This is a genomic window from Stenotrophomonas sp. YAU14D1_LEIMI4_1 (genome assembly GCF_003086815.1).
Lineage (GTDB): Bacteria > Pseudomonadota > Gammaproteobacteria > Xanthomonadales > Xanthomonadaceae > Stenotrophomonas.
The window spans coordinates 882,928-897,166 of record NZ_CP025997.1; the positions used below are offsets into that span (position 1 = coordinate 882,928).

Genomic DNA, 14,239 nt, shown 5'->3' on the forward strand with positions numbered 1-14,239 from the left:
CCGGCGCCTTACCGCGGCTTCGCCGGCGGCGGGTTGTCGCGCACCCAGTCGCTGCGCTGCTCGGGCGTCATCTGCGACCAGCGCTCGCGCAGCGCATCGCGCTGGGCCGGGCTCAGCTGGCGCATCTGCCCGAACAGGGCGCGGGCCTGCTCGCGCTGTTCCGGGCGCATGTGCTCGAAGCGGCGCAACCCGCGCCGCGCCTTGTCGCGTTCTTCCGGGCTCATCGACTGCCAGCGCTGGCCGTGCGACAGCATGCGCTGGCGCTGCGCGGCGTCGGCGCCGTTCCAGCGGTCGCGCAGTGGCGCCAACAGGGCCTCACGCTGGGCTGGGCTCAGCTGTTCCCACGCCGGCAGCGGCGCAGCGGGGGCCACGCGCGCGGGCGCGGCCGGTGCGGGGGACTGGGCCAGCGCTGGCGCCGCCGGCAGCACGGCCAGGGCGATCAGGATCGGCAGGGTTGAAACTCGCAGCATGGTTCACTCCATCGCCAGGTCGGTGTCGCCCAGCCACAGGTACAGATCGGGATTCTCGTCGTACAGCGCGCCGTTGTCGTCCACCGCGGCCACGGCAGGCGGCGCCACCGGCGCAGTATGCGGGGCGGTACCGGTGAACTGCACGCCGATGCCCAGCGCAACCACCAGCGAACACGCGGTGGCCAGCCACCAGCGGCCACGGTCGCGGCGCGCCCCTGCAGCACCGTGCCGGGCCTGGCGCAGCCGCGCCAGGGTGGCCGGGGAAAGCGACTGCAGCGCGTGCACGTGCAGGCTGCGCAGGGCGTCGTCGGAAGGCAGGGAGCGGTTCACGGGTCGATCTCCAGATGGTCCTGCAGCGCCTGTCGGGCGCGTGCCAGATGGGTTTTGACGGCACCTTCGCTGCAGCCCATGGCGCGCGCGGTGGTGGCGCCGTCCAGGTCCTGCAGCACGCGCAGGGTGAAGGCTTCGCGCTGGCGGGCGGGCAGGGTGCGCAGTGCCTGCACCAGCTGCTGGTACTGCTGGCGCTGCTCGTGCGCCTGCGCCGGGTCCGGGCCGGGGTCGGCCCAGTCGATCTCGCCGCCGTCGGCGTCCTGGTTGTCGCGCCAGAACGGCAGGCGGAAGCGGCGTCGCCGCTGCATATCGATCACCCGCCGGCGCAGGATGCTCCAGAACAGCGGCGCCCACTCGGCGGCCGGCTTGTCGGCGTAGTCCAGCATGCGCATCAGCGCATCCTGCACGGCATCCAGCGCATCGTCGCGCTGGCGCAGGCCGGCTTCGGCGAAGCGGAACGCGCGCGGGCCGACGCCGGCCAGGAACGCCTCCAGCGACGCCGGCAAGGCCTCGCTGTCAGCGGTCGGAGGAAGAGGGCTGCTCACCAGCACAGGGTACGGTTCCTCGTTCACGGTCACCATCGACAACGCGTGAGCGCGGCCGCGGTTGACCGGGCCGCGCAGCGGGTTCAGCCCGTGGTTATGATGGGGCGACGAAGACAGAGCGGGAGGCGTTGCCGATGAGTGACGGGTTCGTGGCGCTGTACATCTTCATGCTGGCCGCCATTGCCGGCCACGTGATCATTTCGCGGGTGCCGGTCATCCTGCATACCCCGCTGATGTCGGGTTCCAACTTCATCCACGGCATCGTGCTGATCGGTGCCATGGTGGTGCTGGGCCACGCACAGACACCGCTGGAAAAGGCACTGGGCTTCCTGGCCGTGGTACTGGGGGCGGGCAATGCCGCCGGTGGCTACGTGGTGACCGCGCGCATGCTGGAAATGTTCAAGCCCAGCGCGCCCAAGGGCGGCAAGGATGCAGCCAAGGAGCCGCAGGCGTGAACATCAGCACGGTTGAACTGCTCGATTGGCTGGTCAAGGCCAGTTACCTGGTGGCCGCCACCCTGTTCCTGCTCGGCCTGCAGCGCATGGCCTCGCCGCTCACCGCGCGCAGCGGCATCCGCTGGGCCGGGCTGGGCATGCTGCTGGCCACCGCGGCCACCTTCTTCCTGCCCGAACTGCACAACGTGCCGCTGATCCTGGTGGCGCTGCTGCTGGGCGCGGGCCTGGCGTGGTGGTCGGCCGGCAAGGTGGCCGTGACCGACATGCCGCAGATGGTGGCGCTGTACAACGGCATGGGCGGCGGTTCGGCGGCGGCCATCGGTGCGGTGGAACTGCTGCGCTATGCCTTCCTGGCCCACCGCGATACCAGCCACTGGAGCGCGCAGGCGCTGGCCGACCTGGCCGCGCGCCAGCCCTCGGCCACCGTGCTGCTGCTGGCGGTGGTCGGCGCGGCCATCGGTGCGGTGTCGCTGTCCGGTTCGGTCATCGCCTGGGCCAAGCTCGATGGCCGCCTGGACAAGCGGGTGACCTGGCCCGGCCAGCAGGTGCTGAACCTGCTGGTGGCGCTGGCCGTGGTGGTGCTGGGCATCATCGCCGCCAGCACGCTCAGCACCTGGGCCATCGTCGGCTTCTTCGTGCTGGCGCTGGCCTTGGGCGTGCTGATGACGCTGCCAATCGGTGGCGCCGACATGCCGGTGGTCATCTCGCTGTACAACGCCTTCACCGGCCTGGCGGTGTCCTTCGAGGGCTACGTGCTGGGCAACGAGGCGCTGATCATCGCCGGCATGATGGTCGGCGCGGCCGGCATCCTGCTGACCCGGCTGATGGCCAAGGCGATGAACCGGCCGATCCGCAACGTGCTGTTCTCCAATTTCGGCGGCGGTGCGGCGGGCGAAGCGCAGGCGATCAGCGGGTCGCAGAAGCCGATCGATGCGGCCGACGTGGCCGCGATGATGGCCTTCGCCGAACGCGTGGTGATCGTGCCCGGCTATGGCATGGCCGTGGCCCAGGCCCAGCACAAGATCTGGGAACTGGCGCAGCGGCTGGGACAGCGCGGGGTGAAGGTGAAGTTCGCCATCCACCCGGTGGCCGGGCGCATGCCCGGGCACATGAATGTGCTGCTGGCCGAAGCCGGTGTCCCCTACGACCTGATCGCCGACATGGACGACATCAATCCCGAATTCGCCACCACCGACGTGGTGCTGGTGATCGGCGCCAACGACGTGGTCAACCCGGTGGCCCGCACCGACCCGGCCAGCCCGATCTACGGCATGCCGGTGCTGGACGTGGTGAACGCGCGTAACGTGGTGGTGATCAAGCGCGGCAAGGGCACCGGCTTTGCCGGCATTGAAAACGCCCTGTTCTATGCCGACAACACGCGCATGCTGTACGGCGATGGCGCCGAAGCCGCCGCCGCCTTGGTCAGCGAATTGAAGGCCCTGGACGGCGGGCATTGAGCGGAGGTTGCACCCGGTAGGTGCGGACCTTGGTCCGCACGCTCCTGGCGGTCAGCAATCGGCGCGCTCAGCGCGCCAGCCAGGCGCCGACCACCACGCCCACCGCCAGCCAGATCCATTCCATCGCCCCGTTGGCCAGGTTGGTCAGGGTCCAGGCCAGGTGCGGGCCCATCCGCAGCGAGGCATCCATCGGGTTCAGCCCGATCGAGCCACCCATCCACGCACTGGCAATGCTCCAGTACGCCACTGCGCTCACCAGCAGCGTGCCCAGCACCACCAGGGCAATGCGCAGCCGGCCCGGGCCCAGCGTGCCCAGGCGCAGCATGAACACCAGTTCCAGCGCGGTCACCACCGCCATCCAGCCGACCTGGCGGCCGGTCATCAGGGCCAGCAGCACCCAGGCCATGGGAGCAACAAGCAGGCCCAGCAGCAGCATGAAGGGCCAAAGCCAGGTCACGGTCCTGGCACGTGTGGCATTGGAGGACATCGAAGCTTCCTGAAGGTCAGCCACAGGATACTGTGGTTTGCCGCAGCGCACCGGCGTCGGTGGGGCGGGCGGGGTAGAATGCAGGCTTGCGCGGCCCGGTCCGCGGCCCCATATCGATCCCCATGTATTCCCGTAGCAGCGAACCTGTCCACTTCGAACGCGACTGCGAGGCCGTGATGGTCCCGCAGGGCGACACCGTCACCCTGCCTGCCGGCAGCTATGGGTACATCACCCAGGCACTGGGCGGCAGTTATTCGGTGTTTGTCGAAGGCAATCTGTTCCGCATCGCCGGCAAGGACGGCGACGCCATCGGCAAAGAGGCGCCGGCGCCGCTGGAGCTGCCCGACGACGCCACCGACGAGCAGGTCGAACAACTGGTGTGGCAGCAGCTGCGCACCTGCTTCGACCCGGAAATTCCGGTCAACATCGTCGAACTGGGCCTGGTCTACGAAGTGGAGATCAAGCACCTGGACGAAGGCCAGCGCGAGATCGACGTGAAGATGACGCTGACCGCGCCGGCCTGCGGCATGGGCGACATCCTGGTGGACGATGTTCGCAGCAAGCTCGAAATGATCCCGACGGTGGCCCAGGCCGACGTCGAGCTGGTGTTCGACCCGCCGTGGAACCAGCACATGATGTCCGAGGCTGCGCGGCTCGAAACCGGCATGCTTTGACCCACGGCCCCGCAACTGGCGGGGTCGGTACTACCCGCAACCAGAACAGGAATCCTCCGGTGTCCCAGTCCATCCCCAGCTTCGCCGTTACCCGTTCGGACCACCCGCGCAGCGCTGAAGAGCGCGCCCAGATCCTGGAGAAGCCGGGCTTCGGCCTGCACTTCACCGACCACATGGTGGAAGTGCGCTGGGACAAGGATGCCGGCTGGCACAACGCCAACGTGCGTGCCTACGGCCCGCTGCAGCTGGACCCGGCCGCCGCCGTGCTGCACTACGGCCAGGAAATCTTCGAAGGCATCAAGGCCTACCGCCACGCCGACGGTTCCATCTGGACCTTCCGCCCGGACGCCAACGGCCGTCGCCTGCAGCGCTCGGCCCAGCGCCTGGCGCTGCCGGAACTGCCGGTGGAGATCTTCGTTGAATCGCTGAAGCAGCTGATCGCGCTGGACAGCGCCTGGGTGCCGTCGGCCGACGAATCCAGCCTGTACTTCCGTCCGTTCATGATCGGCGACGAAGCCTTCCTCGGCGTGCGCGGCGCGCACAAGGCCGGCTACTACGTCATCGCCAGCCCGGCCGGTCCGTACTTCGCCAAGGGCGTTGCCCCGGTCTCGATCTGGCTGTCCACCGAATACGCGCGTGCGGCCAAGGGCGGCACCGGTGCGGCCAAGTGCGGCGGCAACTACGCCGCTTCGCTGCTGCCGCAGCAGAAGGCGCAGGCGCAGGGCTGTTCGCAGGTGCTGTTCCTGGACCCGGTGGAAGGCAAGTACCTGGAAGAACTGGGCGGCATGAATGTCTTCCTGGTCTACAAGGACGGCACCCTGGTCACCCCGGAACTGTCGGGCAGCATCCTGGAAGGCATCACCCGCGAAAGCATCCTGCAGCTGGCGCGCGACCGCGGCATGAAGGTCGAAGAGCGCAAGGTCACCATCGATGAGTGGAAGCAGGGCGTGGCCTCGGGCGAGATCGCCGAAGTGTTCGCCTGCGGCACCGCCGCGGTGGTCACCCCGATCGGCCAGCTGAAGGGCGAAGGCTTCTCGGTGGGCGACATCAACGCACCGGCCGGCGAAGTGACCATGTCGCTGCGCAAGGAACTGACCGACATCCAGTACGGCCGCCTGCCGGACCGCCACAACTGGCTGGTCAAGCTGGGCTGATCGCCCTCCGCGCGTCCGTAGAGTCGAGCTTGCTCGACTGCTCTCCGCTTTGTTTCCCCAGAAAGCCCGTCCCCGCGACGGGCTTTCTGCGTTGTGGCAACCCATCCCGGCAGCGCAGGTGCCGATGTCGGCAAAGACATCGCAGGACAGCCCAAGTCCCAGTCATGTCCGTGCACGTGGCGTGAAAGTTCCTTCACCTTCACAAACCCTCCACACAGGAAGTCTCAGAACAGACATTTCATGTTGCTGAAAAGACACTGAAAATCTTGTGGTGTCCGGATCGAGCCTTTAGCGTCATCTGACAGCGGATCGACAGGGGAATCCGCTGGCTCACCGGACGCCGAGCCGCGCCCTCGTTCCTTGCCAAGCGCTCGCGCCGGTGCTTCTGCCGATTCCGGCATTCACACCACTAGAAAGGGAAATTCCGATGTCCCAGGTTTCGCATCTGCGTGCGCGCAAGTCGTGGGTGGTTCTCAGTGCGTCTGTTGTCACCTCCCTGCTGCTGGCCGCCCCGGCCTTCGCCGGTGACGTCCAGCTCAGCGGCCTGCAGTCCGCCGCGACGCACCAGCGTTTCATCGTGAAGTACCGTGAAGGCAGTGCCCCGGTGGCCAACACCACCGCACTGGCCTCGTCCCTGAAGACCGCTGCGGCCGGCCTGTCCAGCAGCCAGGGCCGCGCCCTGGGCCTGCAGGAAGTCCGCAAGCTGGCCATCGGCCCGACCGTGGTCAAGACCGACCGCGCGCTGGACCAGGCCGAATCCGAGCTGCTGATGCGCAAGCTCGCCGCCGACCCGAACGTGGAATACGTGGAAGTCGACCAGATCATGCGGCCGACCCTGGTGCCCAACGACGCCCGCCTGAGCGAACAGTGGGGCTTCGGCACCTCCAACGCCTCGATCAATGTCCGCCCGGCCTGGGACAAGGCCACCGGCACAGGCGTGGTCGTGGCGGTGATCGACACCGGCATCACCAACCATCCGGATCTGAACGCCAACATCCTGCCCGGCTATGACTTCATCAGCGATGCCGCCATGGCCCGCGATGGCGGCGGCCGTGACAGCAACCCGAACGACGAAGGCGACTGGTATGCCGCCAACGAATGCGGCACCGGCTACCCGGCTTCAAACTCCAGCTGGCACGGTACCCACGTGGCCGGCACCATCGCCGCGGTGACCAACAACAGCACCGGCGTGGCCGGTACCGCCTTCAACGCCAAGGTCGTGCCGGTGCGCGTGCTGGGCAAGTGCGGCGGTTACACCTCCGACATCGCCGACGCGATCGTCTGGGCCTCCGGTGGTACCGTCAGCGGCGTGCCCGCCAACGCCAATCCGGCCGAAGTCATCAACATGTCGCTGGGTGGCAGCGGCAGCTGCTCCACCACCTACCAGAATGCAATCAACGGTGCGGTTGGCCGTGGCACCACCGTGGTGGTCGCCGCCGGCAACAGCAACACCAACGTGTCCTCGGCCGTGCCGGCCAACTGCCCGAACGTGATCGCGGTGGCCGCCACCACCTCGGCCGGCGCCCGCGCCAGCTTCTCCAACTACGGCACCGGCATCGACGTGTCGGCACCGGGTGCCAACATCCTGTCCACCCTCAACACCGGCACCACCGTGCCGGCCAGCGCCAGCTATGCCTCCTACAACGGCACTTCGATGGCGGCACCGCACGTGGCCGGCGTGGTCGCGCTGATGCAGTCGGTGGCACCGAGCCCGCTCAGCCCGGCGCAGGTGGAAAGCATCCTGAAGAGCACCGCGCGTGCGCTTCCGGGCGCCTGCTCCGGCGGTTGCGGTGCGGGCATCGTCGACGCCGATGCAGCGGTCACGGCCGCCATCAACGGCGGCGGTGGCACCACCCCGGAACCGGGTGGCACCGTGCTGCAGAACAACGTGCCGGTGACCGGCCTGGGCGCGTCCAGCGGCGCCTCGCTCAGCTACACCGTGCAGGTGCCGGCCGGCAGCAGCCAGCTGCGCGTGGCCATCAGCGGTGGCAGCGGTGATGCCGATCTGTACATCCGCCAGGGCAGCGCCCCGACCGATACCACCTACACCTGCCGCCCGTACCTGAGCGGCAACAACGAGACCTGCACCGTGAACAGCCCGGCCGCTGGCACCTGGCACGTGCGGGTGAAGGCCTACAGCACCTTCTCGGGCCTGACCCTCAACGCCCAGTACTGAGCCCAAGTCCCTCTGCAAGGGCACGCCCCGGCTTCGGCCGGGGTGTTTTTTTCATGGGCGGCGGCTGCATCAAAGCGTCGCGGTGCAAGGTACTTGCTCCTGCTGGCCGCACGCGGCGATCTGTCAGGAGGGGATGATCCCCCCGATGCAGGACCGCAGGCGCCAGGGATGGCGCCTACGGGCCCCCATGGACGGGTTTACGGCGTGTCCTGCGTCGGGGGATCATCCCCTCAACCCAGCAGCAACCGAAACGCCGAATCCATCCGCGCGACAGCGCGCCGTGGAACCTCAGACCGATTCGAAGCGGTTGGCGGCCACGTTCTTGCGCACGTGCTGCGGGTCGAAGATGCGGCCGTTCATGGCGATGTATACGCCCGACGGCAGCGACTGCACCGCGCCGATGGCACAGCCGATGTTGAATTCGGCATCCGAACCGCGGAAGCGCGCCGGGCTGAGCGCACCGGTCATCACGATGGTCTTGTCGGCGATGGTCGACAGCACCTTGCCGGTCTGCACCATCGAATCGGTGCCGTGGGTGACCAGCACGTGGCGGGTCGGCTGCGCGGCGATGGTGGCCCGGATCAGCTCACGGTCCTCATCGTTGATGTGCAGCGAATCCTTGCGCAGGATCGGAATCACGTTGAAACGGAAGGTCACCCCCAGCTCGCGCAGGATCATGCCGATCTGCGGGTCGCCGATCTGGTAGTCCGACTTGTCGTCGAAGTAGATCTTGTCGATCGTGCCACCGGTGGTGACGACCAGGAGTTCTTCCATCATGTGCATGCGCGAAACCAGGGCTGGTACAGCGGCGCGGGGCCGGGAACACAGATGATACGGCCCGGCGGGCGCAGCGTCAGCGCCGCTTGCTGAAGCGGGCCCGCAGGCCGGGCAGGCTGGCGGCGAAGATCACCAGCAGCGCCAGCGCCACTTCGATCAGGGCCAGCGCGCGGGTCTGCGGGTGGCTCCAGGCGCTCATCACGCCGTGGCTGAACCAACCCAGCGCCAGCACCGAGGCCCAGAAGCCGGCCTTGCGCCAGCCCAGGCGCAGGGCGATCGCCAACGCCAGCGGCGGTGCGGTGAACACCAGTTGGGTCGCCAGCCAGTGCTTGTCATTGATGAACCAGCCCACGAACAGCGCGGCCAGGCCCAGCAGCGCCAGCAGCAGCACGGTATGGGGCGCGCGGTTCATCGGGCCAGGCGCTGCGCGATATCGGCCACGCGCCGGCCCAGCGCCCGCGCCAGCAGCGCTTCATCTTCGCTGGGCTGCGGGTCGTCTGCGGCGCCGGCCACGTGGCTGGCACCGTAGGGCGTACCGCCACTGGTGGTGTGGCTCAGCGCCGGCTCGGTGAAGGGGATGCCCACGATCAGGCAGCCGTGGTGCAGCAGCGGCAGCTGCATCGACAGCAGGGTCGATTCCTGGCCGCCGTGCATCGACGCGGTGGAGGTGAACACCCCCGCCGGCTTGCCGGCCAGCGTGCCGTTCACCCATTCGGCGCCCAGCCCATCCAGGAAATGCTTGACCGGCGCGGCCATGTTGCCGAAGCGGGTGGGGCTGCCCAGCAGCACGCCCTGGCACTCGGCCAGGTCCTGCACGCTGACATACGGGGCGCCTTCATCGGGCACCGGGGGCTGCGCGGTCTGGGTCACGGCGGCCACCGGCGGCACCGTGCGCAGGCGCGCGCTCATGCCCGGCACTTCGCCGATACCGCGCGCGATCTGGCGCGCCAGCCGTGCCACCGAACCGCCGCGGCTGTAGTACAGCACCAGGATTTCGCCCATCGTGCCCAGGTCTCCTCATCGTGTGGACGCCAGTATGGCTATCCTGCACGCATTCCGCATCGGGTACCCTTGCGCCGATGGAACCTCTGGATACGCTCAACCTGTGGATGGAGCGCGCGCGGGATCGCGCACGGACCGCCAGCTTCGGCCGCTTCCTCTGGCGGCGCTTTCTCGACGACCGCCTGTTCCAGGCCGCCGCCGCGCTGGCCTACACCACCGTGTTCGCGCTGGTGCCGCTGGCAATTGTCGTGTTCGGCGTGCTGTCGGCCTTCCCGGTCTTCGACCGCTGGAGCGACCAGCTCAGCGACTACGTGTTCTCCAACTTCGTGCCCAGCGCCGCGCGTGCGGCCGAAGGCTACCTGCGGCAGTTCTCGGCCAGTGCCGGCCAGCTTACCGCCGCCGGCTTCATCGCCCTGGTGGTGTCGCTGCTGATCACGCTCAACAGCGTGGAAGAAACCTTCAACCAGATCTGGCGGGTCGGCTCGACCCGGCCCAAGCTCACCCGCTTCCTGGTGTACTGGACCGTGCTGACCCTGGGCGCGATGCTCGCGGCCGCGTCGCTGGCGGTGTCGGCGCGGGTGCTGGCGCTGCCGCTGTTCGGCACTCAGGAAGGGCGCTGGCTGGCCGATCTGGGCCTGCGGCTGGCGCCGGTACTGATCGAATTCATCTGCATCATGCTGGTCTACCGCGTGGTGCCGCACCACACGGTGAAGTGGCGCCACGCGATTCCCGGCGCCGTGCTGGCCGCGGTGATGCTGGAACTGGTGAAGTGGGGCATCGGTGCCTACCTGGGCAGTTTCCAGTCGTACCAGAAGCTGTACGGCACCGTGGCCTTCGTGCCGATCCTGCTGCTGTGGATCTACCTGTGCTGGGTGGCCGTGCTGCTGGGCGCGTCGCTGGCCTCGTCCATGGCTGCCTTCCGCTACCAGCCGGTGGAACTGCGATTGCCGCAGGGCTACGAGTTCTATGGCCTGCTGCGCCTGCTCGGCCGCTTCCATTACGCGCGCGCCGCCGGCAAGGGGTTGGATGACGATGAAATCCTGCGCATGGAGCCGATGCTGACCGACTCGCTGCTGCAGGACCTGGTCTGCAACCTGCAGGACATCGGCCTGCTGCGCCGCGATGAACGTGGCGAGTGGCTGCTGGCGCGTGACCTGGAACAGGTCAGCTTGGCCGATCTGTACGAATGCACCCAACTGCGCATTCCGGTGGCCGAGCAGCACCTGCCTTACCGCGACGACAGTCTGGGCCAGGCCGCGCTGGCGGCGCTGGACGAACTTCGCCTGCCGCTGCGCGAGCGCTTGAAGCGGCGCGTCAGCGATATCTATTCCGCTCCCGGAGACACCCCATGATGCACAAAACCCCGTTGCTGCTGGCCCTGCTGCTGGCCCTGGCGGCCTGCAAGCCGGCACAGGAACCGGCGCCCGCGAGCAGCGCGCCGCCCGCGCAGGCGCCCACCCCGGCCGCACCGGCGCCGGTTGAAGAGACCCCGGCCGAGCGCACCACGGCCGAATTTCCCACCCTGAAGATGAAGGCGGTGGACGGCAGCGACTACGACCTGGCCGCCCATCGCGGCAAGTGGGTGGTGGTGAACTTCTGGGCGACCTGGTGTGCGCCGTGCCGCAAGGAAATGCCGGAGCTGTCGGCGCTGCACGCCATGCGCAACAACATCGAAGTGGTGGGTCTGGCGTACGAGGAAATCGAAGCGCCGCAGATGCAGGCGTTCCTGGGCAAGCACCCGGTGACCTATCCGATAGTGGTGGTCGATCCCTTCGACCCGCCGGCCGATTTCGCCATTCCGCGCGGGCTGCCGCTCACCCACCTGATCGCCCCCGATGGCAAGCTCGCGCACACCTTCCTGGGCCCGGTCACCGCCGCCGACATCGAGCAACAGATCGCCGCAGCCCGGTAGAGTCGACCGTTGGTCGACTGAAAACACGGCGGGGTCGGATCCCGTTGCCACGCAACGGGCTCTGACCCCTTCCCGGATCATCCACGCACGGCGTGGATCTACCGATCCTCAACCGGGAACTCTTCGATCGGCTTCAGCACGTCGTAGTGCTCGCGGTGCAGCTTGCCCTTCAATGCCGGCAGTTCCGGCAGCGGTGCATCCACCCGCGTGTCCGGCAGCCGGTCCAGCAGGTTGCGCACCAGGGTCAGCCGCCCCAGCCGCTGGTCGTTGAAATCCACCAGTGTCCACGGCGCCTGCTCGCGGTGCGTCGCCCGCAGCATCGCCTCGCGTGCTTCGGTATACGCGCTGTACTTGCTGCGCGATTTCAGATCCACCGGTGACAGCTTCCAGCCCTTCAGCGGATCCACGTGCCGCTCGGCGAAGCGCTTTTCCTGCTGGGCCTGGTCCACGCACAGCCAGTACTTGAACAGCAGGATGCCTTCATCCACAAGCAACTGCTCGAACACCGGTGCCTGGCGCAGGAAGCGCTGGTACTCGCCCTCGCTGCAGTAGCCCATCACCCGTTCCACGCCGGCACGGTTGTACCAGCTGCGATCCATCAGCACGATTTCGCCGGCGGCGGGAAGATGGCTGGCGTAACGCTGGAAATACCACTGGGTGGCTTCGCGCTCGGTCGGCTTGGGCAGGGCCACCACCCGGCACTGGCGGGGGTTGAGGTGCTGGCTGATCGCCTGGATCGCGCCCCCCTTGCCGGCGGTATCGCGGCCCTCGAACAGCACCAGCAGGCGCTGCCCGCTGTGCTGTACCCAGCGCGCCATCGCCGTCAGTTCCAGCTGCAGCGGCTGCAGCAGTGCGTCGTAGTCCTTGCGTTTCAGCTTGCCCATGGGTGCACCACGCGTGAAGGAACCCCGAGCCTAGCGCAGCGCTTGCCCAGCCGATGTCGACGCCGGGGTAGAGTCGACCGTTGGTCGACTACCGCGCGCAGCGCGGGGTTTCGCGGACGGTGACGGTAGAGTCGACCGTTGTTCGACCATCGCGCGCAGCGCGGGCTGTTCCTGGGCCCCTGCGAAGGGCAGTCGACCAACGGTCGACTCTACCCCGCCACGCCTGTCCAGCCGTGCTCACGCGCCAGCGCCTGCAGCAACGCGGACAGATCCACCGCAAACCCGGCCATGTCGAACACGCCGCTGCGCTCGCGCGCCTGCGCCACCTGCGCGCGCAGTGCCGACAGGGCCGCCGGGTCGTTGCCCAGCGCGCTGGCGGTTGCCACGAAGGCGGCATCGTCCGCCACGTTCATGGCCTGCAGGCCCAGGTGATGGTTCAGGCTGCCGGCCACGCGTGCGGCGAAGGTGTCGCCCGGGCAGGTCAGCACCGGACAGCCGGCCCACAACGCATCGGACGCGGTGGTGTGTGCGTTGTAGGGATGGGTGTCCAGGAACAGGTCGGCCAGGGCGTAGCGCGCCAGGTACTGGGGATGCGCGAGCTTGGCCATGAACACCAGCCGCGACGGGTCAACGCCCGCAGCCCGTGCGGCATCGCGCAGGCGCGCATCGGCCTTGCCCGGCCCGGACAGCAGCCACAGCACGCTGCCCGGTACCGCCTGCAGCACGGCAAAGGCGCGCGCCATGCTGCGCGGGTTGAGCTTGTAACTGTTGTTGAAGCAGCAGAACACCACGCCCTGTGCGGGCAGGCCGCAGTCGGCGCGGCTGGGCGCCGGTTCCACAACGCGGGTGTTGTCCGACGGCTGGAACGCGCGCGGCAGGCGCAGCACGCGTTCGCTGTAATGCGGTTCCAGCGCAGCGGGCAGGGCGAAGCCATCGGCCACCACGGCATCCAGCCACGCTGCACCGGACGTGCCTGGATACGCAAGCCAGTTCAGCTGCAGCGGGGCCGGGCGCATGGCCAGCACTTCCGGCGTGCCGCCGCCGCCCCAGCCGCGCAGGTCGAATAGCAGGTCGATGCCCTGCGCGCGGATGCGTGCGGCGGTCTCGGCGTGGCGCAGCCCGGCCACGTCATGCAGCGTGGTGGCCGCCTGCAGGCGTTGGCGGATGCGGCTGCCATCGTCGCGGTTCAGCGCAAACAGATGCAGCTGCAGCGCCGGATCGGCCCGCAGCTGCTCGAACAGCGCCACCGTCAGCAGACCGGTCGGATGGGCGCCGAAGCCGTTGGACAGGAATCCCACCCGCAACGGCCCACGCGCGCGCACCTGCGCCGGCGGCAAGGGGCGCACCGAGGCAGCCACGGCGGTTGCCCGGCTGCGCGCGCAGGCCAGCTGTTCGGCCGCGCTGGCGTCTTCGCTCAGGAAAGCAAACGGTTCAACCACGCCCTGGCCCGAGGCCACCGCACGGCGGACCTGCGCGGCCAGCGCATCCAGATCGCGCCAATCGCACAGGCGGCGCTGCCAGGCCAGGCGCTGGGCGGCAATGTAAGGCTCGCCCGGCATCAGGGTGTGCGCGCGCCGATAGGCGTCGGCGGCGCCTTCGGCATCGTTGGCATCTTCCAGCGCATGGCCCAGCCACAGGGCAATGCCCGGATGCTGCGGCGCCAGCGTGGATGCCTGGCGCAGCAGGGTGGCTGCATCGCCATGGGCGCCGGCCATCCAGGCCACGCGGCCCAGCCGTGCCAGCGCTTCGGGGTGGTCGGGGCGCAGCTGCAGTGCGCGCCGCGCGGCGTGTTCACCGGCGGCGATGTCGCCCGCCTCCAGCTCCACGTCGGCCAGCATCACCCAGGCAACGAAATCGTCCGGCTGGCGGGCCAGCGCCTGCTGCAGTTGCTGCCGTTGCTGCCAGGCCGACACCGT

16 protein-coding genes are annotated in these 14,239 nt (G+C 68.6%); 7 read left to right on the plus strand and 9 right to left on the minus strand.

Annotation, left to right across the window (positions count from 1 at the left end):
• Window positions 1–8 precede the first annotated feature (8 nt).
• Genes C1932_RS03875 through C1932_RS03885 form a run of 3 tightly spaced genes read right to left on the minus strand, consistent with a single transcriptional unit; the run spans window position 9 to window position 1,381 of the window.
• Entirely contained in the window at window positions 9–470 is a 462-nt protein-coding gene (locus C1932_RS03875) for a DUF3106 domain-containing protein (RefSeq protein ID WP_108761299.1), read from the minus strand.
• Window positions 471–473: 3 nt separating this feature from the next.
• Window positions 474–800 (minus strand): hypothetical protein, encoded by a 327-nt coding sequence (locus C1932_RS03880; protein WP_108761300.1) that lies wholly within the window; start codon window positions 798–800, stop codon window positions 474–476.
• Complete coding sequence (locus tag C1932_RS03885; RefSeq protein WP_108763349.1) at window positions 797–1,381, minus strand: RNA polymerase sigma factor; 585 nt, start codon at window positions 1,379–1,381, stop codon at window positions 797–799. Before C1932_RS03885 ends, C1932_RS03880 begins: the two co-directional genes overlap by 4 nt.
• Window positions 1,382–1,479: 98 nt before the next feature.
• On the opposite strand from C1932_RS03885, the gene C1932_RS03890 reads away from it, so the two are divergent.
• Window positions 1,480–1,800 (plus strand): NAD(P) transhydrogenase subunit alpha, encoded by a 321-nt coding sequence (locus C1932_RS03890; protein WP_108755481.1) that lies wholly within the window; start codon window positions 1,480–1,482, stop codon window positions 1,798–1,800.
• Window positions 1,797–3,257: an NAD(P)(+) transhydrogenase (Re/Si-specific) subunit beta gene (locus C1932_RS03895; RefSeq protein ID WP_108761301.1), complete on the plus strand. Its 1,461-nt coding sequence runs from the start codon at window positions 1,797–1,799 to the stop codon at window positions 3,255–3,257. The genes C1932_RS03890 and C1932_RS03895 overlap by 4 nt, the downstream gene beginning before the upstream one ends.
• A gap of 67 nt (window positions 3,258–3,324) precedes the next feature.
• Here C1932_RS03895 and C1932_RS03900 read toward each other — a convergent pair whose 3' ends face one another.
• Window positions 3,325–3,744 (minus strand): hypothetical protein, encoded by a 420-nt coding sequence (locus C1932_RS03900; RefSeq protein WP_108752252.1) that lies wholly within the window; start codon window positions 3,742–3,744, stop codon window positions 3,325–3,327.
• A gap of 122 nt (window positions 3,745–3,866) precedes the next feature.
• On the opposite strand from C1932_RS03900, the gene sufT reads away from it, so the two are divergent.
• The 3 genes from sufT to C1932_RS03915 all read left to right on the plus strand — a co-directional run bounded on the left by sufT (window position 3,867) and on the right by C1932_RS03915 (window position 7,748).
• A complete protein-coding gene (gene sufT / locus C1932_RS03905; RefSeq protein ID WP_108748620.1) occupies window positions 3,867–4,418 on the plus strand; it encodes a putative Fe-S cluster assembly protein SufT in 552 nt (183 codons plus the stop codon).
• Window positions 4,419–4,477: 59 nt separating this feature from the next.
• Window positions 4,478–5,572, plus strand: coding sequence for a branched-chain amino acid aminotransferase (locus C1932_RS03910; RefSeq protein WP_108761302.1), 1,095 nt, complete (start codon window positions 4,478–4,480; stop codon window positions 5,570–5,572).
• Between the two features lie 427 nt (window positions 5,573–5,999).
• The gene (locus C1932_RS03915; protein ID WP_108761303.1) at window positions 6,000–7,748 is read left to right on the plus strand and encodes a S8 family peptidase; all 1,749 of its coding nucleotides are present in this window, start codon (window positions 6,000–6,002) and stop codon (window positions 7,746–7,748) included.
• Window positions 7,749–8,036: 288 nt separating this feature from the next.
• Here the strand turns inward: C1932_RS03915 and C1932_RS03920 are convergent, their stop codons facing one another.
• The 3 genes from C1932_RS03920 to wrbA all read right to left on the minus strand — a co-directional run bounded on the left by C1932_RS03920 (window position 8,037) and on the right by wrbA (window position 9,527).
• Window positions 8,037–8,522, minus strand: coding sequence for an asparaginase domain-containing protein (locus C1932_RS03920; protein ID WP_108748623.1), 486 nt, complete (start codon window positions 8,520–8,522; stop codon window positions 8,037–8,039).
• Window positions 8,523–8,601: 79 nt separating this feature from the next.
• Window positions 8,602–8,937, minus strand: a complete 336-nt coding sequence (locus C1932_RS03925; RefSeq protein ID WP_108748624.1) for a DUF2069 domain-containing protein — start codon at window positions 8,935–8,937, stop codon at window positions 8,602–8,604.
• Window positions 8,934–9,527 carry an NAD(P)H:quinone oxidoreductase gene (gene wrbA, locus C1932_RS03930; protein WP_108752256.1) on the minus strand — a complete coding sequence of 198 codons (594 nt, stop codon included), beginning with the start codon at window positions 9,525–9,527 and terminating at the stop codon, window positions 8,934–8,936. Before wrbA ends, C1932_RS03925 begins: the two co-directional genes overlap by 4 nt.
• Before the next feature lie 77 nt (window positions 9,528–9,604).
• On the opposite strand from wrbA, the gene C1932_RS03935 reads away from it, so the two are divergent.
• Both C1932_RS03935 and C1932_RS03940 read left to right on the plus strand, forming a co-directional pair.
• The gene (locus tag C1932_RS03935) at window positions 9,605–10,879 is read left to right on the plus strand and encodes a YihY family inner membrane protein (protein WP_108752257.1); all 1,275 of its coding nucleotides are present in this window, start codon (window positions 9,605–9,607) and stop codon (window positions 10,877–10,879) included.
• Window positions 10,876–11,439, plus strand: coding sequence for a TlpA disulfide reductase family protein (locus C1932_RS03940; RefSeq protein ID WP_108761304.1), 564 nt, complete (start codon window positions 10,876–10,878; stop codon window positions 11,437–11,439). The genes C1932_RS03935 and C1932_RS03940 overlap by 4 nt, the downstream gene beginning before the upstream one ends.
• A 98-nt stretch (window positions 11,440–11,537) precedes the next feature.
• On the opposite strand, the gene ppk2 is transcribed toward C1932_RS03940, so the two are convergent.
• On the minus strand, window positions 11,538–12,323 hold the full coding sequence (ppk2, locus tag C1932_RS03945; RefSeq protein ID WP_108761305.1) for a polyphosphate kinase 2: 786 nt from the start codon (window positions 12,321–12,323) through the stop codon (window positions 11,538–11,540).
• A gap of 209 nt (window positions 12,324–12,532) precedes the next feature.
• Window positions 12,533–14,236 carry a tetratricopeptide repeat protein gene (locus C1932_RS03950; protein ID WP_108761306.1) on the minus strand — a complete coding sequence of 568 codons (1,704 nt, stop codon included), beginning with the start codon at window positions 14,234–14,236 and terminating at the stop codon, window positions 12,533–12,535.
• Window positions 14,237–14,239 lie beyond the last annotated feature (3 nt).

What these genes read in the sequence shown, in the direction of transcription:
- C1932_RS03875 (WP_108761299.1), bottom strand. Translation starts at nt 470, where the DNA reads ATGCTGCGAGTTTCAACCCTGCCGATCCTGATCGCCCTGGCCGTGCTG.
- C1932_RS03885 (WP_108763349.1), bottom strand. Translation starts at nt 1,381, where the DNA reads ATGGTGACCGTGAACGAGGAACCGTACCCTGTGCTGGTGAGCAGCCCT.
- C1932_RS03890 (WP_108755481.1), top strand. Translation starts at nt 1,480, where the DNA reads ATGAGTGACGGGTTCGTGGCGCTGTACATCTTCATGCTGGCCGCCATT.
- C1932_RS03900 (WP_108752252.1), bottom strand. Translation starts at nt 3,744, where the DNA reads ATGTCCTCCAATGCCACACGTGCCAGGACCGTGACCTGGCTTTGGCCC.
- sufT (WP_108748620.1), top strand. Translation starts at nt 3,867, where the DNA reads ATGTATTCCCGTAGCAGCGAACCTGTCCACTTCGAACGCGACTGCGAG.
- C1932_RS03915 (WP_108761303.1), top strand. Translation starts at nt 6,000, where the DNA reads ATGTCCCAGGTTTCGCATCTGCGTGCGCGCAAGTCGTGGGTGGTTCTC.
- C1932_RS03920 (WP_108748623.1), bottom strand. Translation starts at nt 8,522, where the DNA reads ATGGAAGAACTCCTGGTCGTCACCACCGGTGGCACGATCGACAAGATC.
- C1932_RS03925 (WP_108748624.1), bottom strand. Translation starts at nt 8,937, where the DNA reads ATGAACCGCGCGCCCCATACCGTGCTGCTGCTGGCGCTGCTGGGCCTG.
- wrbA (WP_108752256.1), bottom strand. Translation starts at nt 9,527, where the DNA reads ATGGGCGAAATCCTGGTGCTGTACTACAGCCGCGGCGGTTCGGTGGCA.
- C1932_RS03935 (WP_108752257.1), top strand. Translation starts at nt 9,605, where the DNA reads ATGGAACCTCTGGATACGCTCAACCTGTGGATGGAGCGCGCGCGGGAT.
- C1932_RS03940 (WP_108761304.1), top strand. Translation starts at nt 10,876, where the DNA reads ATGATGCACAAAACCCCGTTGCTGCTGGCCCTGCTGCTGGCCCTGGCG.
- ppk2 (WP_108761305.1), bottom strand. Translation starts at nt 12,323, where the DNA reads ATGGGCAAGCTGAAACGCAAGGACTACGACGCACTGCTGCAGCCGCTG.